We start from the raw sequence: 16,335 nt of genomic DNA, 5'->3' as shown, positions 1-16,335 counted from the left end.
TCCGGCCGACCGGCGGGGCGGGCGGGGGCGGACGTCCCGGCCGGACCCGCCGGTCCGGCCCGTCCGTCCACCCCCACCCGCCCCGTCCGCCCCGGCCGTGCCGGAGGGAGGACGCTCCTTCGGCGCGGGAACCGGCGGGAACTAGAAGGTGAGGTTCCAGGCGTCGATCTTGCCGGTGTCCCCGCCCGCGTTGTCGTTGACCCGCAGCTTCCAGGTGCCGGCCGCGACCTCGGAGGAGGCGTTCACCGTGTACACCTGGCTGATGTTGTCCGCGCCGGCGCCGGTCCGGTTGTGCAGCGTGTAGACGGTGCCGTCCGGGGCGACCAGGTCCACCTTGAGGTCACCGATGTAGGTGTGCGCGACGGTCACGCCGACCTTGAGGGTGGCCGGCGCGTTGCCGGTCACGCCGGTGACGGCGAGGGGGCTCTCCACGGTGGCGTTGTCGCCGATGGCGAAGTCACCGAGGTTCTCGAAGTATGTGCCGGGCTGCGGGGTGGAGCCGCCGACCGCCTTGAGCGCGTCGGTGCGGCCCTCGCCGAAGAAGCCGTTCTTGGCGGCGGTACCGGTGCAGCGGGTGTCCGAGGGGCAGGCGATGTCGGTGGCCTGGACGGCCAGCTTGTCGCGGAGCTGCGCCGGGGTGATGCCCGGGTTGGTGCTCGCGAGGAGCGCGGCCACGCCCGCGACGTGCGGGGAGGCCATCGAGGTGCCGCTCATGCTGCCGTACTTGCCGCCCGGCAGGGTGCTGTAGATGCCCGTGCTGTCGCCGCCCGGGGCGGCGATGTCGATGACGTCCCGGCCGTAGTTGGAGTAGGACGCCTTCGAGGTGGCCGTGCCCATGGCCGAGACGGTGACGACGCCCGGCAGCTCGGTCGGGATGTCCAGGCAGGCGTTGGTGAGGGGGCGGGTGACCGGGGTCGAGTCGTTCGGGCTCGCCGAGTCGGTCGTCTTGTTGGCCAGGTCCAGGTTGGAGTTGCCGGCCGCCGCGACCTGGAGGGAGCCCTTGCTCTGCGCGTACTCCTGGGCCCGCCGGACGCCCTCGATGATGGCGGCCTGGTCCACGTTGTCCGGGCAGTTGAACTGCCACGGGTCCGTGTAGTAGCTGTTGTTGGTGACCTTGAAGCCGCGGTCACCGGCCCACATGAAGCCGCAGACGGTGTTCTCGGCGAAGAACAGGTTCGAGCCCGGCTCGGCGATGCGGACCGAGGAGATCTTCACGCCGGGGGCCACCCCGATGACGCCCTTGCCGTTCTTGGCCGCCGCGACGGTTCCGGCCACGTGCGTGCCGTGGGTGTCCACGTCCCGCCAGGCGCCGGCCCGGGTGTCCGGCTTGCCGTAGGCGCAGGAGACGGAGTCGGCCGCGTTGAAGTTCGGGGCCAGGTCCTGGTGCTGGTCGTCCACGCCGGTGTCGAGGATGCCGACCTTGACGGAGGCGGAGCCGGTGGTGACGGCCCAGGCCTGGTCGGCCTTGATCTGGGTCATGTCGACGCGGACGGGCTCGCCCGCCGGGGTCGTGGACTGCGCCGGGCTGGCGGGCAGCGCCGGGTTGTAGGCGTCGGCCGGGACGTCCGAGGTACGGGTGGCGCCGACCTGCTGGACCCCGCCGACCGCGCGCAGGGCGGCGGCGAAGCCACTGGAGGAGGAGTGGGCGACGATCACGCCGATCGCGTCGTAGGACGAGAAGACCGTGCCGCCGTTGGCGGCGACGGCCGCGCGCACCGCCGAGCTGTCACCGGGGGCGGTGATCACCAGGTAGGCGCGGGTCCCGGCGGCCCAGGCCGCGTCCGGGGCCGCCGGGACGGGCGCCGCCGCCTTGGGTGTGGCGGCGGGGAAGGAGCCGGCCGGAGGGACCGGGACGGTGCCGGCGAGTGCGGCGGGCGCCCCGAGGGTCAGCGCGGCGCCGAGTGCGGCGGCCAGCACGAGGGTGCGTCGGGGTCGGCTGGATATGTGGGGTATCAATGCGTCCTCCGATGACCCGGTGGGGCGGTCGGCACCTGCCGGGTCGTACGAAACGAGTGGTGGACGCAAGATGTCAGACGTGTACGCCGGTAGGGAAGTACCTTTTACCGCACGCCAGTTCCCCTGAGGATGGCTGGAAAACGCCCCTCGCCGCAGGTGTGGAAACCGGCCGGACCGGGCACCGCGGGGGCGCGCCCGGTCCGGCCGGAACTCGTGGGGCCCACCGGTCAGACCGGCACGCCGTCCTTGCCGCCGCCCGCCGGGAGCGGCACCGCGGCCGGTGCGGAGGGTGCTGTGGCGCCGGGCCGGTCCCCGCCCGTGCCCGAGCCCCCGTCGGCGGGTGCGTCCGGGCCTTCGCCGGGGTCCGCCGAGTGGGCTCCGTGCCCGTCGTCGGTCAGCGTGCTCTCGTCGAACGGCCGCCGTCCCGCGAGGACTTCGGTGGCCTGCTCCCGGTCGAGCTCCTTCGTCCAGGACCCGATGAGCACGGTCGCGACGGCGTTGCCCGCGAAGTTGGTCAGCGCCCGCGCCTCGCTCATGAACCGGTCGATGCCCACGATCAGACCGACCCCGTCCACGAGTTCCGGCCGGTGCGACTGGAGCCCCCCGGCGAGCGTGGCGAGACCCGCGCCGGTCACGCCGGCCGCGCCCTTCGAGGCGATGACCATGAACAGGAGCAGGGAGATCTGCTCGCCCAGGGCGAGCGGCGTGCCCATCGCCTCCGCGACGAACAGCGAGGACATCGTCAGGTAGATCGCGGTCCCGTCCAGGTTGAAGGAGTACCCGGTCGGCACCGTGATCCCGGTGACCGGGCGCGACACCCCCAGGTGCTCCATCTTCGCGATCAGCCGCGGCAGCGCCGACTCGGACGAGGAGGTGGACAGGATCAGCAGGAACTCCCGGCCCAGGTAGCGCAGCAGCGCGAAGACGCTGATCCCCGTACAGACCCGCAGCAAGGTGCCCAGGACCACGAAGACGAAGAGCACACAGGTCGCGTAGAAACCGATCATGATGACCGCGAGCGAGGTCAGGGCGTCGATGCCGGTCGCCCCGACCACCGCCGCGATGGCCCCGAACGCGCCCACCGGCGCCACCCACATGATCATCGCCAGGACCCGGAACACCAGCTTCTGGGTGTGCCCGATCCCGCGCAGCAGCGGCTCGCCCGCCCGCCCCATGGCCTGGAGCGCGAACCCGCAGAGCAGCGCCACCAGCAGCGTCTGGAGCACCTCGCCCCCGGTGAAGGCGGAGACCAGCGTGGTCGGGACGATCCCGAGCAGGAAGTCCACCGTGCTCTCGGCCCCGCCCGCCTTGGCCTGCGCCTCGCCCGCGCTGCGCGCCGCCTCGGTCAGCTGGAGCCCGCTGCCCGGCTCCAGCAGGTTCCCGACCAGCAGTCCGATGGCCAGCGCCACCGTGGACATCACCATGAAGTAGCCGAGGGCGAGACCGCCCACCGCGCCCACCTTGGCGGCCTTGCGGACCGAACCGATGCCCAGCACGATCGTGCAGAAGATCACCGGCGAGATCATCATCTTGATGAGGTTCACGAAGCCGGTGCCGAGCGGCTTGAGCTCCACGGCCACGCCGGGCGCGGCGAAGCCGGTGGCGATGCCGAGGACGACCGCGGCGATCACCGCGATGTAGAGATAGTGGGTTCTGTCGCGTCTGGCGGCCACGATGCCTCCTGCTGGTGAAATGCGTTCCGGGAGACCATCGCCAACTCTGTGACCCCGGTCACCCTTGCGTTCATTGAGTTCACGCGCCGGTGCACACTGAGCGCCATGTTCCGCTTCCCCCGGCCGCCGCGCAGCCTCGCCGGCCAGCTCTTCGCCATGCAGGTGCTGCTGGTCGCCGTGGTCGTCGCCGGATGCGCCGTCTACGCCTACGCGACCGCCCGCGGCCAGGCCGAGGAGGCCGCCCGCCGCCAGGCCGGCGCCGTCGCCCGCACCGTCGCCGACTCGCCCTCCGTGCACGAGGCGGTACGGGGACAGGCGCGCGGGGCCGACCCCTCGGCCGCGCTCCAGCCCTACGCGGAACGGGTCCGGGCCGACTCCGGGGTGGACTTCGTGACGATCATGGCCCCCGACGGGCGGCGCTGGACCCACCCCGACCCGCGCCACATCGGCGAGCCCTTCCTCGGCAACACCGCCCCCGCGCTGCGCGGCGAGACCTTCAGCGAGACCTACACCGGCACCCTCGGCCCCTCGATCCGCGTGGTCACCCCGCTGACCGACGAGGGCCGGGTCGTCGGCATGGTCAGCGCGGGCATCACCGTCCGCGCGATCAGCGACCGGCTCGCGGCGCAGCTCTCCGCCCTCGGCTGGGTCGCGGCGGGCGCCCTCGTCCTCGGCGGTGTGGGCACGTACGTCGTCAACGCCCGGCTGCGCCGTCACACTCACGGTATGAACGCGGCCGAGCTCAGCCGGATGTACGACTACCACCAGGCGGCCCTGCACGGGGTCCGGGAGGGGCTGCTGATGCTCGACGGACGCCACAGGATCACCCTGGTCAACGACGCGGGACGGGAACTCCTGGGCCTGCGCGGCGAGATCAGGGGCGCCCCGGTCGCCGGCCTCGGACTGCCCGCGCCGCTCACCGGCGCCCTGCTCGCCGACCGGCCCCGGGTGGACGAGGTGCACCTCACCGCCGACCGGGTGCTCGTCGTCAACAGCTCGCCCGTCGCGGGCGGCGGACGCCGGGGCACCGTGGTCACCCTGCGCGACCACACCGAACTCCAGTCCCTGACCGGGGAACTGGACCACGAGCGCGGTTTCACCCAGGCGCTGCGCGCCCAGGCCCACGAGGCGGCCAACCGGCTGCACACCGTGGTCTCGCTCATCGAACTCGGCCGCGCCCAGGAGGCGGTGGACTTCGCCACCGCCGAACTGGAACTGGCCCAGGCCCTGACCGACGAGGTGGTCGCCTCGGTCGGGGAACCCGTCCTGGTGGCCCTGCTGCTCGGCAAGACCGCCCAGGCGCACGAGCGGGGCGTCGAACTGGTCGTCACCCCCGACAGCCGCGCCGTCGACACCGGGCCGGGGGCCCCGCCGGCCCGGGACCTGGTCACCGTGCTCGGCAACCTCGTCGACAACGCCGTCGAGGCGCTCACCGGCCTCCCGGGCGGCCGGATCGCCGTCACCGTCCGGCCCGAGGGGGACGGGGTGCTGCTCCGCGTCGCCGACAACGGCCCCGGGCTGCCGGAAGGGGCCGGGGCCGAGGTCTTCCGGCGCGGCTGGTCCGGCAAGGGGGAGGGGCGCGGCCTCGGCCTCGCGCTGGTCCGCCAGGTGGCCCACCGGCACGGCGGCAGCGCGGAGGCCGCCCCGGCGGCGGGCGGCGGCGCGGAGTTCACCGTACGGCTGCCTGCGCGGCGGCGGCCGGAGGCCGGGGGACAGGAGGGCCCGGGTGGCCCGGGCGGCGAGGTGCCGGGCGGTGGCGGTCAGGTCGGCGAGGGCGCCGTCGCCGGGCCGGGCGCGCCGGGCGGGTCCGCCGTGGGCGGGCCGGCGTGAGCGCCGCCGAGGTACGGGTCCTCGTCGTCGAGGACGACCCCGTCGCCGCCGACGCGCACGCGCTGTACGTCGGCCGGGTGCCCGGTTTCGCCGTCGCCGGGACGGTCCACTCGCTCGCCGGGGCGACCCGGGCCCTGGAGCGCACCCGCGTCGACCTGCTCCTGCTCGACCTCGGCCTGCCGGACGGCCACGGGCTGCGTTTCGCGCGCGGGCTGCGGGCCGCCGGACACCCCGTCGACGTCATCGCGGTGACCTCGGCGCGGGACCTGGCCATGGTCCGCGAGAGCGTCTCGCTCGGCGTGGTCCAGTACGTGCTGAAGCCCTTCGCCTTCCCCACGCTGCGCGAACGGCTGCTGCGTTACGCGGAGTTCCGCGCGGCGGCGGGGGAGGCGGCCGGGCAGGACGACGTGGACCGGGCCGTGGCCGCCCTGCGCGCGCCCGGCCCCGCCGCGCTGCCGAAGGGGCTGAGCGCGCCGACCCTGGACCGGGTCGCCGCGCTGCTGCGGGCGGCGGCCGGGGGGCTGACCGCCGCCGGGGCGGCCGGAGCGGCCGGGATCTCCCGGATCACCGCCCGCCGCTACCTGGAACACCTGGTGGACACCGGGCGCGCGGACCGCACCCCCCGGTACGGCCAGGTCGGCCGCCCCGAACTGCGCTACCGCTGGCTGGCGGGACAGGCCGGTCCGGGGGCGCGCCGTCCGTGACGTTCCCGGACCACCGTCCGTGACCTTCCCGGACCACCGTCCATGAGGTTTCCGGACCGCCGTTCGTCAGGTTTCTGGACCGGCTTCGGGATGATATGTCACTTATAGTCCGAATATGGCTCTCCATAAGACGAAGGAAGCACCCGTCGACGACCCCGGGACGGACATCTTCGCGTCCGCCCTGAGCGGCCAGGTCCTGCCCAAGTACCGGATGCCGGAGGACCACTCGCCCACCGAGGTCGTCTACTCCCTCATCCACAACGAACTGCTCCTCGACGGCAACGCCGCCCAGAACCTGGCGACCTTCTGCACCACCTGGTCGGACGACGGCGTGCACCGCCTGATGAACGAGTGCCTCGACAAGAACATGATCGACAAGGACGAGTACCCGCAGACGGCCGAGATCGAGGCCCGCTGCGTCAACATCCTCGCCGACCTCTGGAACGCGCCGCCCGGCACCACGGCCACAGGCTGTTCCACCACCGGCTCCAGCGAGGCGGCCATGCTCGGCGGCCTCGCCCTCAAATGGCGCTGGCGCGCCCGACGCCACGCCCAGGGCCTGGCCGCCGACCGGCCCAACCTGGTCTGCGGCCCCGTCCAGATCTGCTGGGAGAAGTTCGCCCGGTACTTCGACGTCGAGCTGCGCCAGGTCCCCCTGGAACCCGGCGCCACCGGCCTGCGCCCCCACCAGCTCGCCGCGTACGTGGACGAGAACACCATCGGCGTCGTCGCCATCCTCGGCGTCACCTACACCTGCGACTACGAACCCGTCGCCGAGATCGCCGCCGCCCTCGACCGCGTCCAGGCCGAGCACGGCTGGGACGTCCCCGTCCACGTGGACGCGGCCAGCGGCGGCTTCGTCGCCCCCTTCCTCCACCCCGAAGCGGTGTGGGACTTCCGGCTGCCGCGCGTCGCCTCCGTCAACACCTCCGGCCACAAGTACGGGCTCGCACCCCTCGGCGTCGGCTGGATCGTCTGGCGCACCGCCGACCTGCTCCCCGCCGAGCTCGTCTTCGACGTGGACTACCTGGGCGGCGACATGCCGACCTTCGCCCTCAACTTCTCCCGGCCCGGCGGCGAGGTCGTCGCCCAGTACTACCTCTTCCTGCGCCTCGGCCGCGGCGGCTACCGGCGAGTCCAGCAGGCCTGCGCCGACACCGCCCGCTACCTGGCGGGCCAGATCGCCGCGATGGGCCCCTTCACCCTGCTCTACGACGGGGAGGGCGCCCTGCCCGCGGTCTCCTACACGCTCACCGACCCGGCCGCGGCCGGGTTCAGCCTCTACGACCTCTCCGACCGGCTGCGGATGCGCGGCTGGCAGGTCCCCTCGTACCCGCTGCCCGCCGACCGCGACGACACCGTCGTCCAGCGCGTCCTGATCCGGCACGGGGTGACCCGCGACCAGATCGCCCTGCTCGTCACCGACCTGCGCCGGGCCGTGGAACACCTCACGGCCGCGCCCCCGCCGGTCCCGGCCACCACACCCTGCTCCGGCTTCCACCACTGAACCGCCGGTCCGCTGAACGCCCGGTCCGCTGAACGCCCGGTCTACTGAACCGCCGGTCCGGCGGGCCGTCAGGCGGAACCCGGCCAGCGCATGCCCAGCGCCGTCAGCGCCTCGACCCGCTCCGGGGCGAGGGAGGCGGCGCGGGCCCGCTGGTTGGCGATCCAGGAACCCAGCCGCACCTCCCGGCCGTCGACCCGCTCCACATGGGTACGGGGCACCCGCAGGTGCCGTTCGCGGTCCCGGAACCGCCGGGCCGCCTCCAGATGGGCCGCCCAGGCGGCGGCATGGCTCCCGCGCGCCCGCCCGTCCCCCTCCTCCCCGGTCGCCGGGGTCACCCCGAGGACGTGCTCCAGCAGCCAGCGCTGGGCCCAGGACAACCGCTCCCAGGACAGCCGCTGGTGACGGACCCACCCGCCCAGGTCCTCGCCCTGCACCACCGCCCCGCCGGGCCCGAGCGGGAGAGTGCCGCCCGCGTCCAGCCGCAGCCGGGTCAGGTGGAAGGCCCGCTGCCAGGCGATGCTCCAGGCCGGGCACCAGGCCGGGTCGATCTCCTCCAGTGCCAGCCGGCGCTCCTCCGGCAGCGCCCCCGGACCCTCGCGGCGGGCCGCGGCCCGCTGGTTCTTCACCCACACCCCGACCGGCGCGCCGTGCCAGGTGGCATCCACCGGCGGCAGCAGGTGACCGTGGGCCGCCGCCCAGCCACGGGCCGCCGCGAGCCCCTCCTCGAAGGCCACGTCGAAGTGGCTCCAGACCATGCCGAGCGCCTCCAGCTGCGCCGTCCGCTCCTGGCCGAGGGCGCCCCGGCGGTGGGTGCGCCGCACGTCCGCGATCCACTGGCCGAGCGGGAACCGGGCCGGCCCGGGCGGCCACCCCGCACCGCCGCCCGCGCCTTCGTCCGCCGCACCGCCGTCCGCCGCGCCTTCCGCACCGCCGTCCACCGGGCCGTCCGCCGCCGCGGCCCCGGGCACCCGGTAGGCGAACGGCACCCTCAGGTCCCCGGCCGTGGCCGCGTAGATCCGCGCCGCCTCCACCCCGCGCCGCCAGTGCTCGCGCTCCGGGTGCAGCACCCGCAGCCGCACGAAGGCCGCCAGCAGCGCCGGGTCCCTGGGCGTGGAGAAGCTGAGCAGCGCCTCGGCGCCGCCCCGCGCACCCGGGGCCCCTGCCCCGGACGGACCTCCCGGCGCCTGCGGCTGGGCCAGGGCCTCGACCAGGCGGGTGTCGTGCGCCCGCAACGCCTCCAGCAGCCGCGCCAGGTCCCCGTACGCCCGCGAGGTCAGCATCGTCTCCGGGGTCTCACCCGGCCCCAGCAGCACCGGCACCACCAGAGAGGCCACCTTGCCCTCCCCGGGCCGGATGCGCAGCGCCCGCCCGACCGCCTGCACCAGGTCGGGCATGGAGCCCCGTACGTCGGCCCAGTAGACGGAGTCGCACTCCTTGGTGTCCACCCCCTCGCCCAGCACCCGGACACTGCCGAGGAAGGCGTTCTCGGCCACCCGGGCGGAGGCGAACGCGTCCAGCACCCGCCGCCGGTGGGCCGCCGGGTGCTGCCCGCAGAGCCAGTCCGCCCAGACGGTGCGCGGGTACACGGGCAGCGGACTCCGGCTGGTCAGCCGCAGCCGCGCCGCCACCGCGGGCAGCCCGGCGGCGAACGCCTCGGCCTCCCGGGTCAGCTGGTGGAAGACCAGGGTCCGCCGGAAACCCTGGTCTGCGGCGGCCTTCACCAGCGCCGTCTGCAGGGCCGCGAGCCGGGCCCCGCGCACCGCGTCCGAACGCCCGTCCGGACCCAGTAGTACGGCCGCCCGGAACCCCGGGTCGGTGACGTCCACGCACACCACCCGGTACGGGGCGCAGATCCCCCGGTCGATGGCCTCGGACAGGGACAGCGTGTAGCAGCGCGCCCCGAACGGCCCCCGCGGGTCGTCCTCCATCGACGCCACCAGCCCGCCCCGCCGCGGACCGCCCTCCTCACCCTCCTCGCCGTCCTGCCAGACCCGGGGCGTCGCCGTCAGGTACAGCCGCCGGAGCGAGGGCACCCGGGTGTTGTCGTGCACCACGGCCCAGGGCTTGCCGATCCGCCCGGACGTGCGGTGCGCCTCGTCGACCACGACCAGGTCCCAGCCCGGCAGCCCCGCCCGGTGCGCTTCCTCGACGGTGCCCAGCCCCAGCGAGGCGTACGTGGCGAACACCGTCACCCGCTCCGCCGCCCCGGCCCAGTCGGCCAGCTCGGCCGGATCGGTGGTGGTGGGCACGCCCGCGTCCGTACCGCGCAACGAGCACACGGCGAGGTACCGGCCGGCCCGGCCGCCCTCCCGCCAGGCCGTGACGGTCTGCGTCAGCAGGTCCAGCGAGGGCACCAGCACCAGCACCCGCCCGGCCCGCAGTTCTTCGGCCGAGGCCACGGCGACCAGGGACTTCCCGGACCCCGTCGCCATGATCACCTGGGTGCGCAGCCCGCTCCCGGGCACCCGGCCCCCGGCGGGCAGCTCCAGCGCCCGCACGACGGCGTCGACGGCTTCGCGCTGGTGCGGCCGGAGTTCCTTCTTCGCTCTGCGCGTCATGCCGCCGCCGTCCCGCCGTTCCGCCCGCTGTGATCTGCCCGTTCCGTTCCAGTCTCCATCCTGCCCGGACAATGAACCAGCGGCGCGACCGGGCGCGCGGGCCCGGCGGGAGCCCGGCCGCCCCCCGGCTACCCCCGCGCCCCGAAGTTCTGCGTCCACCAGGGGCCGCCCGCACCCGTGTGCATGCCCACGCCGAGGTCCTCGAAGGCGCAGTTGAGGATGTTCGCGCGGTGGCCGGGGCTCTTCATCCAGGCGTCCATGACCTGCTCGGCGGTCCGCTGCCCCTTCGCTATGTTCTCCCCGTACGCCGACCAGCGGTACCCGGCGTCGGTCGTGCGCCGGCCGGGGTCCGTGCCGTCGGGAGAGGTGTGCGAGAAGAAGTCCCGCCGCGCCATGTCCTCGGAATGTCCCTGGGCCGCTGCACGCAGCCGCGAGTCCTCCTTGAGCGGGCCGCATCCGCCCGCCGCCCGCTCGGCGTTGACCAGGGCCAGGACCTGGCCCGCCGCACCCTGCGGGACGGACCGCGCGGCGGGCGGGGAAGCACGCGGCGCCGGGGAGGCCGCCTGCTTCCGCGGAGCACCCGTACCCGTACCGGGACCCGCGGTGGCCTTGCCCGGGGTGGACGGGCCGGGCGGGGCGGAAGCCGGTACGGACGCGGAGGCCGGTACGGACGACGGGGCGGACGGCGAGGCCGGGGAAGAAGGGGACGGCGAGGGGCGATTCCCCGTGGAGCGCGTCGCCGAGAGCGCTCCCAGCGGCGAGGCCGCCACCGCGCCACCCGTCCCGGGGCCCCCGGAACCGGGGAGCGCGCCGAGGTGGAACAGGCCGCCCCCCACGGCGCACACCGCGACGACCGCGCCGCCGATCACCCGGCGCCGGGCGCGCCGCCGCCTGCGCGACGCGCCCCGGCCGCCCACCCCCGGCCCCCCGGCCCGCTCCCCGCCCGCGCGCCGGAGCGCGGCCCGCCCCGGACCGGGCCCGGCGGGAGCCGCCGCCCGCGCCGCGGCCCCGTCGGCGAAGGCCGGGCTCCCGCCGGTGAATCCGGCCGACGCGGGCCCGGCGGCCCCGCCCGCCGGGCCGCCCGCCGAGGCCGCGCCCGTGGGGGCGGGACCGGCCGCCGCCGCCGTCCGCGCCCCCGCCGGCAGGGCCGCCGAGACGGGCACCAGGGCCAGCCCGGCCAGCAGCCCCTCCGCCGGGACCAGAGCGCTCCACAGCCCGGAGCACCGTACGCACTCCCGCGCGTGCCGGGCGATCCGCTTGCGCCACAGGACCGAGGGGCCGCCGTCCCAGCCCGCCGTCAGCGCCCGCAGCTCCCCGCACGGCGGCCGCGCGTCCAGGGCCCGTTCCACCACCCGCGCCGCGTCCAGCCGGGCCTTCATCCGCTGCACCCGCACCGCGGTGTGCTGCGGCGACAGCTCCAGCGCCGCCGCCGTCTCCGCCCGGGTCAGCTCCCCGGTGCACTCCAGCCACCACAGCGACAGCAGCGCCCGGTCGTCGGGGTCCAGCCAGCGCGTGGCGCGGGCCGTCTCGCGCCGCTGCCCGGCCAGGCCCAGGCGGATGACGGTCAGGTCGACGAAGTCGGCGCCCGGGTCGGCGACGTCCCGCGCCCCCTCCGGAGCGACGCCGGAGCCGTCCCACCGGGGCTGCCGGTGCGCCCGTATCCGGTTCATCGCGATCGCCACCAGCCAGGACCGGAAACTCTCGTCCGCGCGCAGACCGCCCAGCCCGTCGAGTGCCCGCAGCATCGTCTCCTGCACCACGTCGTCCACGTCGCAGGAGCCGTTCAGGGCCCGCCCGACGATGTTGTAGACGAGCGGCAGGTGGGCGCCGACGAGTTCGTCCTGTGCGCGGGGGTCGCCCGCGCGGGCCGCTGCCACCAGAGCTGCGGTGTGCTGAGTACTCATGTGATGATCCCTGTTCGTACCGGCGGCCGATGATGCCCGATACCTGGGAGACCGTCGAGGGCGCCCCCGATAACACTTATCCGAAAACACTTTCCGAAGAACGATGATCCGGAAGGCGGTGCGGGGACCCGCCGCGACACCCGGCCGCACCGCTCTCCCCAGCGGCCGGCGCGGGGCCCGGCGCGCTCCGGGTCTGTCCGGTTCCGCAGGGGTGCCCGTACGGGCGCGCGGGGTGACAATGGGGGGCCACTCCGGGGCGTGTTGGGGGCGGCATGGCGACGTTGCTCTTGCGGGAATCCCGCCGTGCGCGGGGCCGGACCAGGGGGCCACTGGCGCCCGGACCGGTGACCGGCGCACTGCTGTCGGCCGCCCTGTGGGCCTGCGGGGTCGAGGCCACCGAGATCGGCACGGCGGTGGGCGTGGCCGGGGCGGTGGGCGTGGGCGTCGCCCTGCTCGTGACCGTCCTGCTCGTGACCGCCGTGCTCGTGACCGCCGCGGGGCTGTGCGCACCGGCCGGGACCGTGGCCGGACGGCTCCGGCGCGCACGGCCGGACGACGGACTGCTGCGCACCCCGGACGGGCGGATTCCGGTGCTCGGGCAGACGCACGGTCCCGGCCCGGCCGAGGGCCCGGACCCGCCACCCGCGTACATCGAACGGGACGCCGCACCCCGGCTCCGCGCGGCCCTGACCGGGGGCTCCCGGTTCGTCCTGGTCGTGGGGGAGCCCGGCGCGGGCCGCACCCGGCTCGCCTACGAGGTGACCCGTGCCCTCCACCCCCGGCACGCCTTCGTCCACCCGCTGACCCGGGCCGCCCTGCCCGGGGCGGTACGGGCCGCCGCGCGGCGGCGGCGCGCCGTCCTGTGGCTGGACGACCTGGAGGAACACCTCGGCGCGGACGGCCTGACGGAGGCCCGGCTGGCCGGGGCGCGCGCCGCCGTCGTGGTCGCCACCATGCGCGCCGAGGAGTACCGCCGTTACACCGCCCGTGAGGGCAGCCGGCTCACCGGCTCCGACGGGGACGTCTGGCGGGCCCAGCGCGACCTGCTCCGGCGCGCGGCCGTCGTCCACCTCGCCCGGCGCTGGTCACCGGAGGAACGCCGCCGGGCCGAGGCCCACCGGGAGGACCCGAGGATCGCCAGGGCCCTGCGCTCCGGCACCCGGTCCGGCACCCGGTCCGGAATCGCCGAACTCCTCGCCGAGGGGCCCCGGTCGCTGGCCGCCTGGGAGAGCGGCTGGGCCCCGGGCACGCACCCGCGCGGCGCGGCCGTGGTCGCCGCGGCCGTGGACTGCCGCCGGGCGGGGCTGCGCCGCCCGGTCCGCCGCGAGTGGCTGGGCGAACTCCACCCGCGCTACCTGTCCGGGCGCGGTGGCGCGGAGCTGCGCCCGGAACCCTTCGCGGAGGCGATGGACTGGGCGTGCGCGGCGGCGTACGCCCGGCCGGGGCTGCTGACCGGGGACCGTGCCTGCGGGTACACCGCCCTCGGTCACTTGCTCAACGCGCCGGGCCTCGCCCCGGTTCCCGACCACCTGTGGCGGTCCCTGCTGGCCCGGACGGACCCCGAGGACGCCTACGAGATGGGGCTCGCCGCCCACCGGGAAGGGCGGCTGGCCCGCGCCGCCGAGGCCCTCGCCCGGGCCCGGCGCTCCGGCCTGACCGGCGCGGAACTGCCGCTGGCCGTCGCGGTCGGCGACGCCGGACACCCGCGCCGGGCCGCCGCCGACCTCGCCGGGATCGCCCGGCGGCGCGAGGTCCGGCTCGGCCCCCACCACCCCGACACCCTCGCCGCCCGCCACCACCTCGCCTTCTTCACCGGTGAGGCGGGCAGCGCCCGGGCCGCCGCCGCCCGGTTCACCGCCCTGGCGGCCGATGCCGTGGCCGCGCTGGGACCCGGCCACCCCGACACCCTCGCCGCCCGCCACCAGTTGGCGTACTTCACCGGCCAGGCGGGCGACCGCCGGTCGGCCGCCCGGCAACTGGAGGCGCTGCTGAGCGACCGGCTCCGCCTCCAGGGCCCGTCCCACCCGCAGAGCCTGGCCGTCCGGCGCGGCCTGCTCTGGTTCCGGCCCGCGGACCCCGCCGACTCCACGGAGCTGGAGCGGCAGTTGGCCGGGCTGCTCGCGGACACCGAACGCGCGCTCGGCCCCGACGACCCGCACACCCTGGCGGTCCGTGGCAGCCGGGCCGCCCTCGTGGCGCGCACGGGCCGGGCCGCCGAGGCCGAACGGGCCTGGGCCGCTCTGGTGGCCGACCGGACCCGGGTCCTCGGCCCCGACCACCCGCACGTCGTCCACACCCGGCTGGAACGGGCCCGGGCCCTGGCCGCCGGGGGACGGCGCGCGGAAGCCGGCGCGCTGGCGGCCCGTGTCCTCGCCGAGGCCACGCCGTTCCTCGAACCGGGCCACCCCCACCTGCGCCTCGCCCGCGAACTCGACGCCGCGTTCCGGGCGCCCGACCCGGGGCCCGCCCGGCCCCGGCGGTGACGGCCGGACGGACGACCGGCCGGCCGGAGGGAAGCCGGGGGGCGGCCGGGGTCCGCCGGCGCGGCCACGCGCTACGGGGCCGCCGCCTCCCCGGCCGTGCTGCCCAGCAGGGCGATCTCCCGCGCCGACAGCCGTAGCGCACCGGCGGCGATGTTCTCGTCCAGGTGGTCCGGGTTCCCGGTGCCCGGGATCGCCAGGACGTGCGGTCCCCGGCTCAGCGTCCACGCGAGGCGCACCTGCGCCGTCGACACCCCGTGGGCCTCGGCCACGGCCCGCACCCGTGCCCCGTCCGGCGCGACCACGCCCGCGTCCTCGCCCGCGCCCGCGATGGCGTAGAAGGGGACGAAGGCGATCCGCTGCCGCGCGCACGCGTCCACGAAGGCGTGGTCCTCGGCCGGGGAACCGATCCCGTAAGGGTTCTGCACGCACACCACGGGCGCGATGGCCAGGGCCTCGGCGAGGTGGTCGGGCCGGGCGTTGGAGATTCCCAGGTGCCGGATCAGTCCGGCCGCGCGGAGTTCGGCCAGCGCCCCGAAGTGCTCGGCGACCGAACCGGTCGTCTCCCGGCGCGGGACGCGCAGGTTGACGACGTCCAGGTGGTCCCGGCCCAACTGGCGCAGGTTCTCCTCCACCTGCCCCCGCAACTGCCCCGGCCCGGCCCACCACCACTCCCCGGCTGGGTCGCGTCCCGGCCCGACCTTGGTGGTGATGACGAGCTCGTCGGCGTACGGGGCGAGGGCCCGGTTGATCAGTTCGTTGGCGGAGCGGAGGGCGGAGAAGTAGAACGCGGCGGTGTCGATGTGGTTCACGCCCCGCTCGACGGCCCGGCGCAGCAGGCCCGTCATCCGCTCGCGGTCGCTGGGCGAACCGTCGGCGCGACGGGTCAGCCGCATCGTGCCGAGGCCGATCCGGTTGACGGTCAGGTCGCCGAGCCGCCACGTACCCGCGACGGCCGCGGTGACCGGGGCGGTCCGGGCCGCCCGGGCGGCCGTCTTCGAGGCAGGGTCCGGGGGGAAGCCCGAGGGGAGGTCCGAGGCGAGGTCCGAGGTCATGGGGCACTCTCGCACGGACACCGGAGCACCCCGCAAGGTCTCCCACCGCTCCCCGGCCGTGCCGTGATCCCGCCCCCGTCGTCGGGTTCCCTCCACGGGGTCCGTCGGCTTCCGTCCGCGCGGCGGGTACCGCACGTGGCACCCGCCGCGCGGCGCGTACGTGGAGGACGCCGCCGGGCCGGGTCGTCTTCCGCGGCCCGGCGGCGCCGGTCGGTGGCCGCGCGGGCCGCGGTCGGCGAGGGGCGTCAACTCGTCGGCCGTGCGGTGCGTTTCGCGCGCGCGGCGGCGCAGGGCAGATCCCTCCGCGGACGCGGGAGGAACACACGGGAGCGCGTTCGCCGTGCGAACGGAAACTATTGGTCTGGACCACGATGGTCAAGTGGGCGGTCCGGGGACGGCTCGACGGAACCCGGGACTCCGGTGGACCCGGCCGGACCCCGCGGCGGCCCCGACGGCGACGACCACGGCGGCCCCGGCGGGCACCGACCCGGCCGCAGGCCGGTGACGTGCGGACATCTGGCAGACTGACCGCGTCAACCCAGGCGGTGCAGGACAGGAAACCGGTGCGATTCCGGTGCGGTCCCGCCACTGTGACCGGTACACCCTCGCGGGAACCGGGAGTCAGACACTGACGCACCGCCCCTTCCCTTCGACCGGGGACGTGGACT

9 protein-coding genes and 1 riboswitch are annotated in these 16,335 nt (G+C 75.9%); of the genes, 4 read left to right on the top strand and 5 right to left on the bottom strand.

Going from position 1 to position 16,335, the window contains the following annotated elements; all coding sequences use genetic code 11:
• Nucleotides 1-141 precede the first annotated feature (141 nt).
• Both ACIA5F_RS06500 and ACIA5F_RS06495 read right to left on the bottom strand, forming a co-directional pair.
• The gene (locus ACIA5F_RS06500; protein ID WP_399349791.1) at nt 142-1,917 is read right to left on the bottom strand and encodes a S8 family serine peptidase; all 1,776 of its coding nucleotides are present in this window, start codon (nt 1,915-1,917) and stop codon (nt 142-144) included.
• 266 nt (nt 1,918-2,183) lie between these two features.
• Entirely contained in the window at nt 2,184-3,629 is a 1,446-nt protein-coding gene (locus ACIA5F_RS06495; protein WP_399349789.1) for a cation:dicarboxylate symporter family transporter, read from the bottom strand.
• A gap of 105 nt (nt 3,630-3,734) precedes the next feature.
• On the opposite strand from ACIA5F_RS06495, the gene ACIA5F_RS06490 reads away from it, so the two are divergent.
• The 3 genes from ACIA5F_RS06490 (at nt 3,735) to ACIA5F_RS06480 (ending at nt 7,670) form a co-directional block, all read left to right on the top strand.
• Complete coding sequence (locus ACIA5F_RS06490; RefSeq protein ID WP_399349787.1) at nt 3,735-5,459, top strand: ATP-binding protein; 1,725 nt, start codon at nt 3,735-3,737, stop codon at nt 5,457-5,459.
• On the top strand, nt 5,456-6,163 hold the full coding sequence (locus ACIA5F_RS06485) for a response regulator (protein ID WP_399349785.1): 708 nt from the start codon (nt 5,456-5,458) through the stop codon (nt 6,161-6,163). Before ACIA5F_RS06490 ends, ACIA5F_RS06485 begins: the two co-directional genes overlap by 4 nt.
• A gap of 115 nt (nt 6,164-6,278) precedes the next feature.
• Nucleotides 6,279-7,670, top strand: coding sequence for a glutamate decarboxylase (locus tag ACIA5F_RS06480; RefSeq protein WP_399349783.1), 1,392 nt, complete (start codon nt 6,279-6,281; stop codon nt 7,668-7,670).
• Between the two features lie 68 nt (nt 7,671-7,738).
• On the opposite strand, the gene ACIA5F_RS06475 is transcribed toward ACIA5F_RS06480, so the two are convergent.
• On the bottom strand, nt 7,739-10,228 hold the full coding sequence (locus ACIA5F_RS06475; RefSeq protein WP_399349781.1) for a Helicase associated domain protein: 2,490 nt from the start codon (nt 10,226-10,228) through the stop codon (nt 7,739-7,741).
• 128 nt (nt 10,229-10,356) lie between these two features.
• Complete coding sequence (locus tag ACIA5F_RS06470) at nt 10,357-12,132, bottom strand: sigma-70 family RNA polymerase sigma factor (RefSeq protein WP_399349779.1); 1,776 nt, start codon at nt 12,130-12,132, stop codon at nt 10,357-10,359.
• Between the two features lie 344 nt (nt 12,133-12,476).
• Between ACIA5F_RS06470 and ACIA5F_RS06465 the strand changes: the two genes are divergently transcribed.
• Entirely contained in the window at nt 12,477-14,615 is a 2,139-nt protein-coding gene (locus ACIA5F_RS06465) for a tetratricopeptide repeat protein (RefSeq protein ID WP_399349777.1), read from the top strand.
• 71 nt (nt 14,616-14,686) lie between these two features.
• On the opposite strand, the gene ACIA5F_RS06460 is transcribed toward ACIA5F_RS06465, so the two are convergent.
• Nucleotides 14,687-15,667, bottom strand: coding sequence for an aldo/keto reductase (locus ACIA5F_RS06460; RefSeq protein WP_399349775.1), 981 nt, complete (start codon nt 15,665-15,667; stop codon nt 14,687-14,689).
• 514 nt (nt 15,668-16,181) lie between these two features.
• Nucleotides 16,182-16,318, top strand: a riboswitch (cobalamin riboswitch).
• Nucleotides 16,319-16,335: the final 17 nt, after the last annotated feature.

Origin of the sequence: Streptomyces sp. NPDC051567 (assembly GCF_044454165.1) — a bacterium.
Classification (GTDB): Bacteria; Actinomycetota; Actinomycetes; order Streptomycetales; family Streptomycetaceae; genus Streptomyces.
The sequence above is the reverse complement of the archived record's forward strand: the minus strand, read 5'-3'. Positions and strand labels throughout refer to the sequence as shown.

Excerpts from the sequence above, each read along its gene's own strand:
- ACIA5F_RS06490 (WP_399349787.1), top strand. The coding sequence starts at position 3,735 with ATGTTCCGCTTCCCCCGGCCGCCGCGCAGCCTCGCCGGCCAGCTCTTC.
- ACIA5F_RS06480 (WP_399349783.1), top strand. The coding sequence starts at position 6,279 with ATGGCTCTCCATAAGACGAAGGAAGCACCCGTCGACGACCCCGGGACG.
- ACIA5F_RS06475 (WP_399349781.1), bottom strand. The coding sequence starts at position 10,228 with ATGACGCGCAGAGCGAAGAAGGAACTCCGGCCGCACCAGCGCGAAGCC.
- ACIA5F_RS06470 (WP_399349779.1), bottom strand. The coding sequence starts at position 12,132 with ATGAGTACTCAGCACACCGCAGCTCTGGTGGCAGCGGCCCGCGCGGGC.
- ACIA5F_RS06460 (WP_399349775.1), bottom strand. The coding sequence starts at position 15,667 with ATGACCTCGGACCTCGCCTCGGACCTCCCCTCGGGCTTCCCCCCGGAC.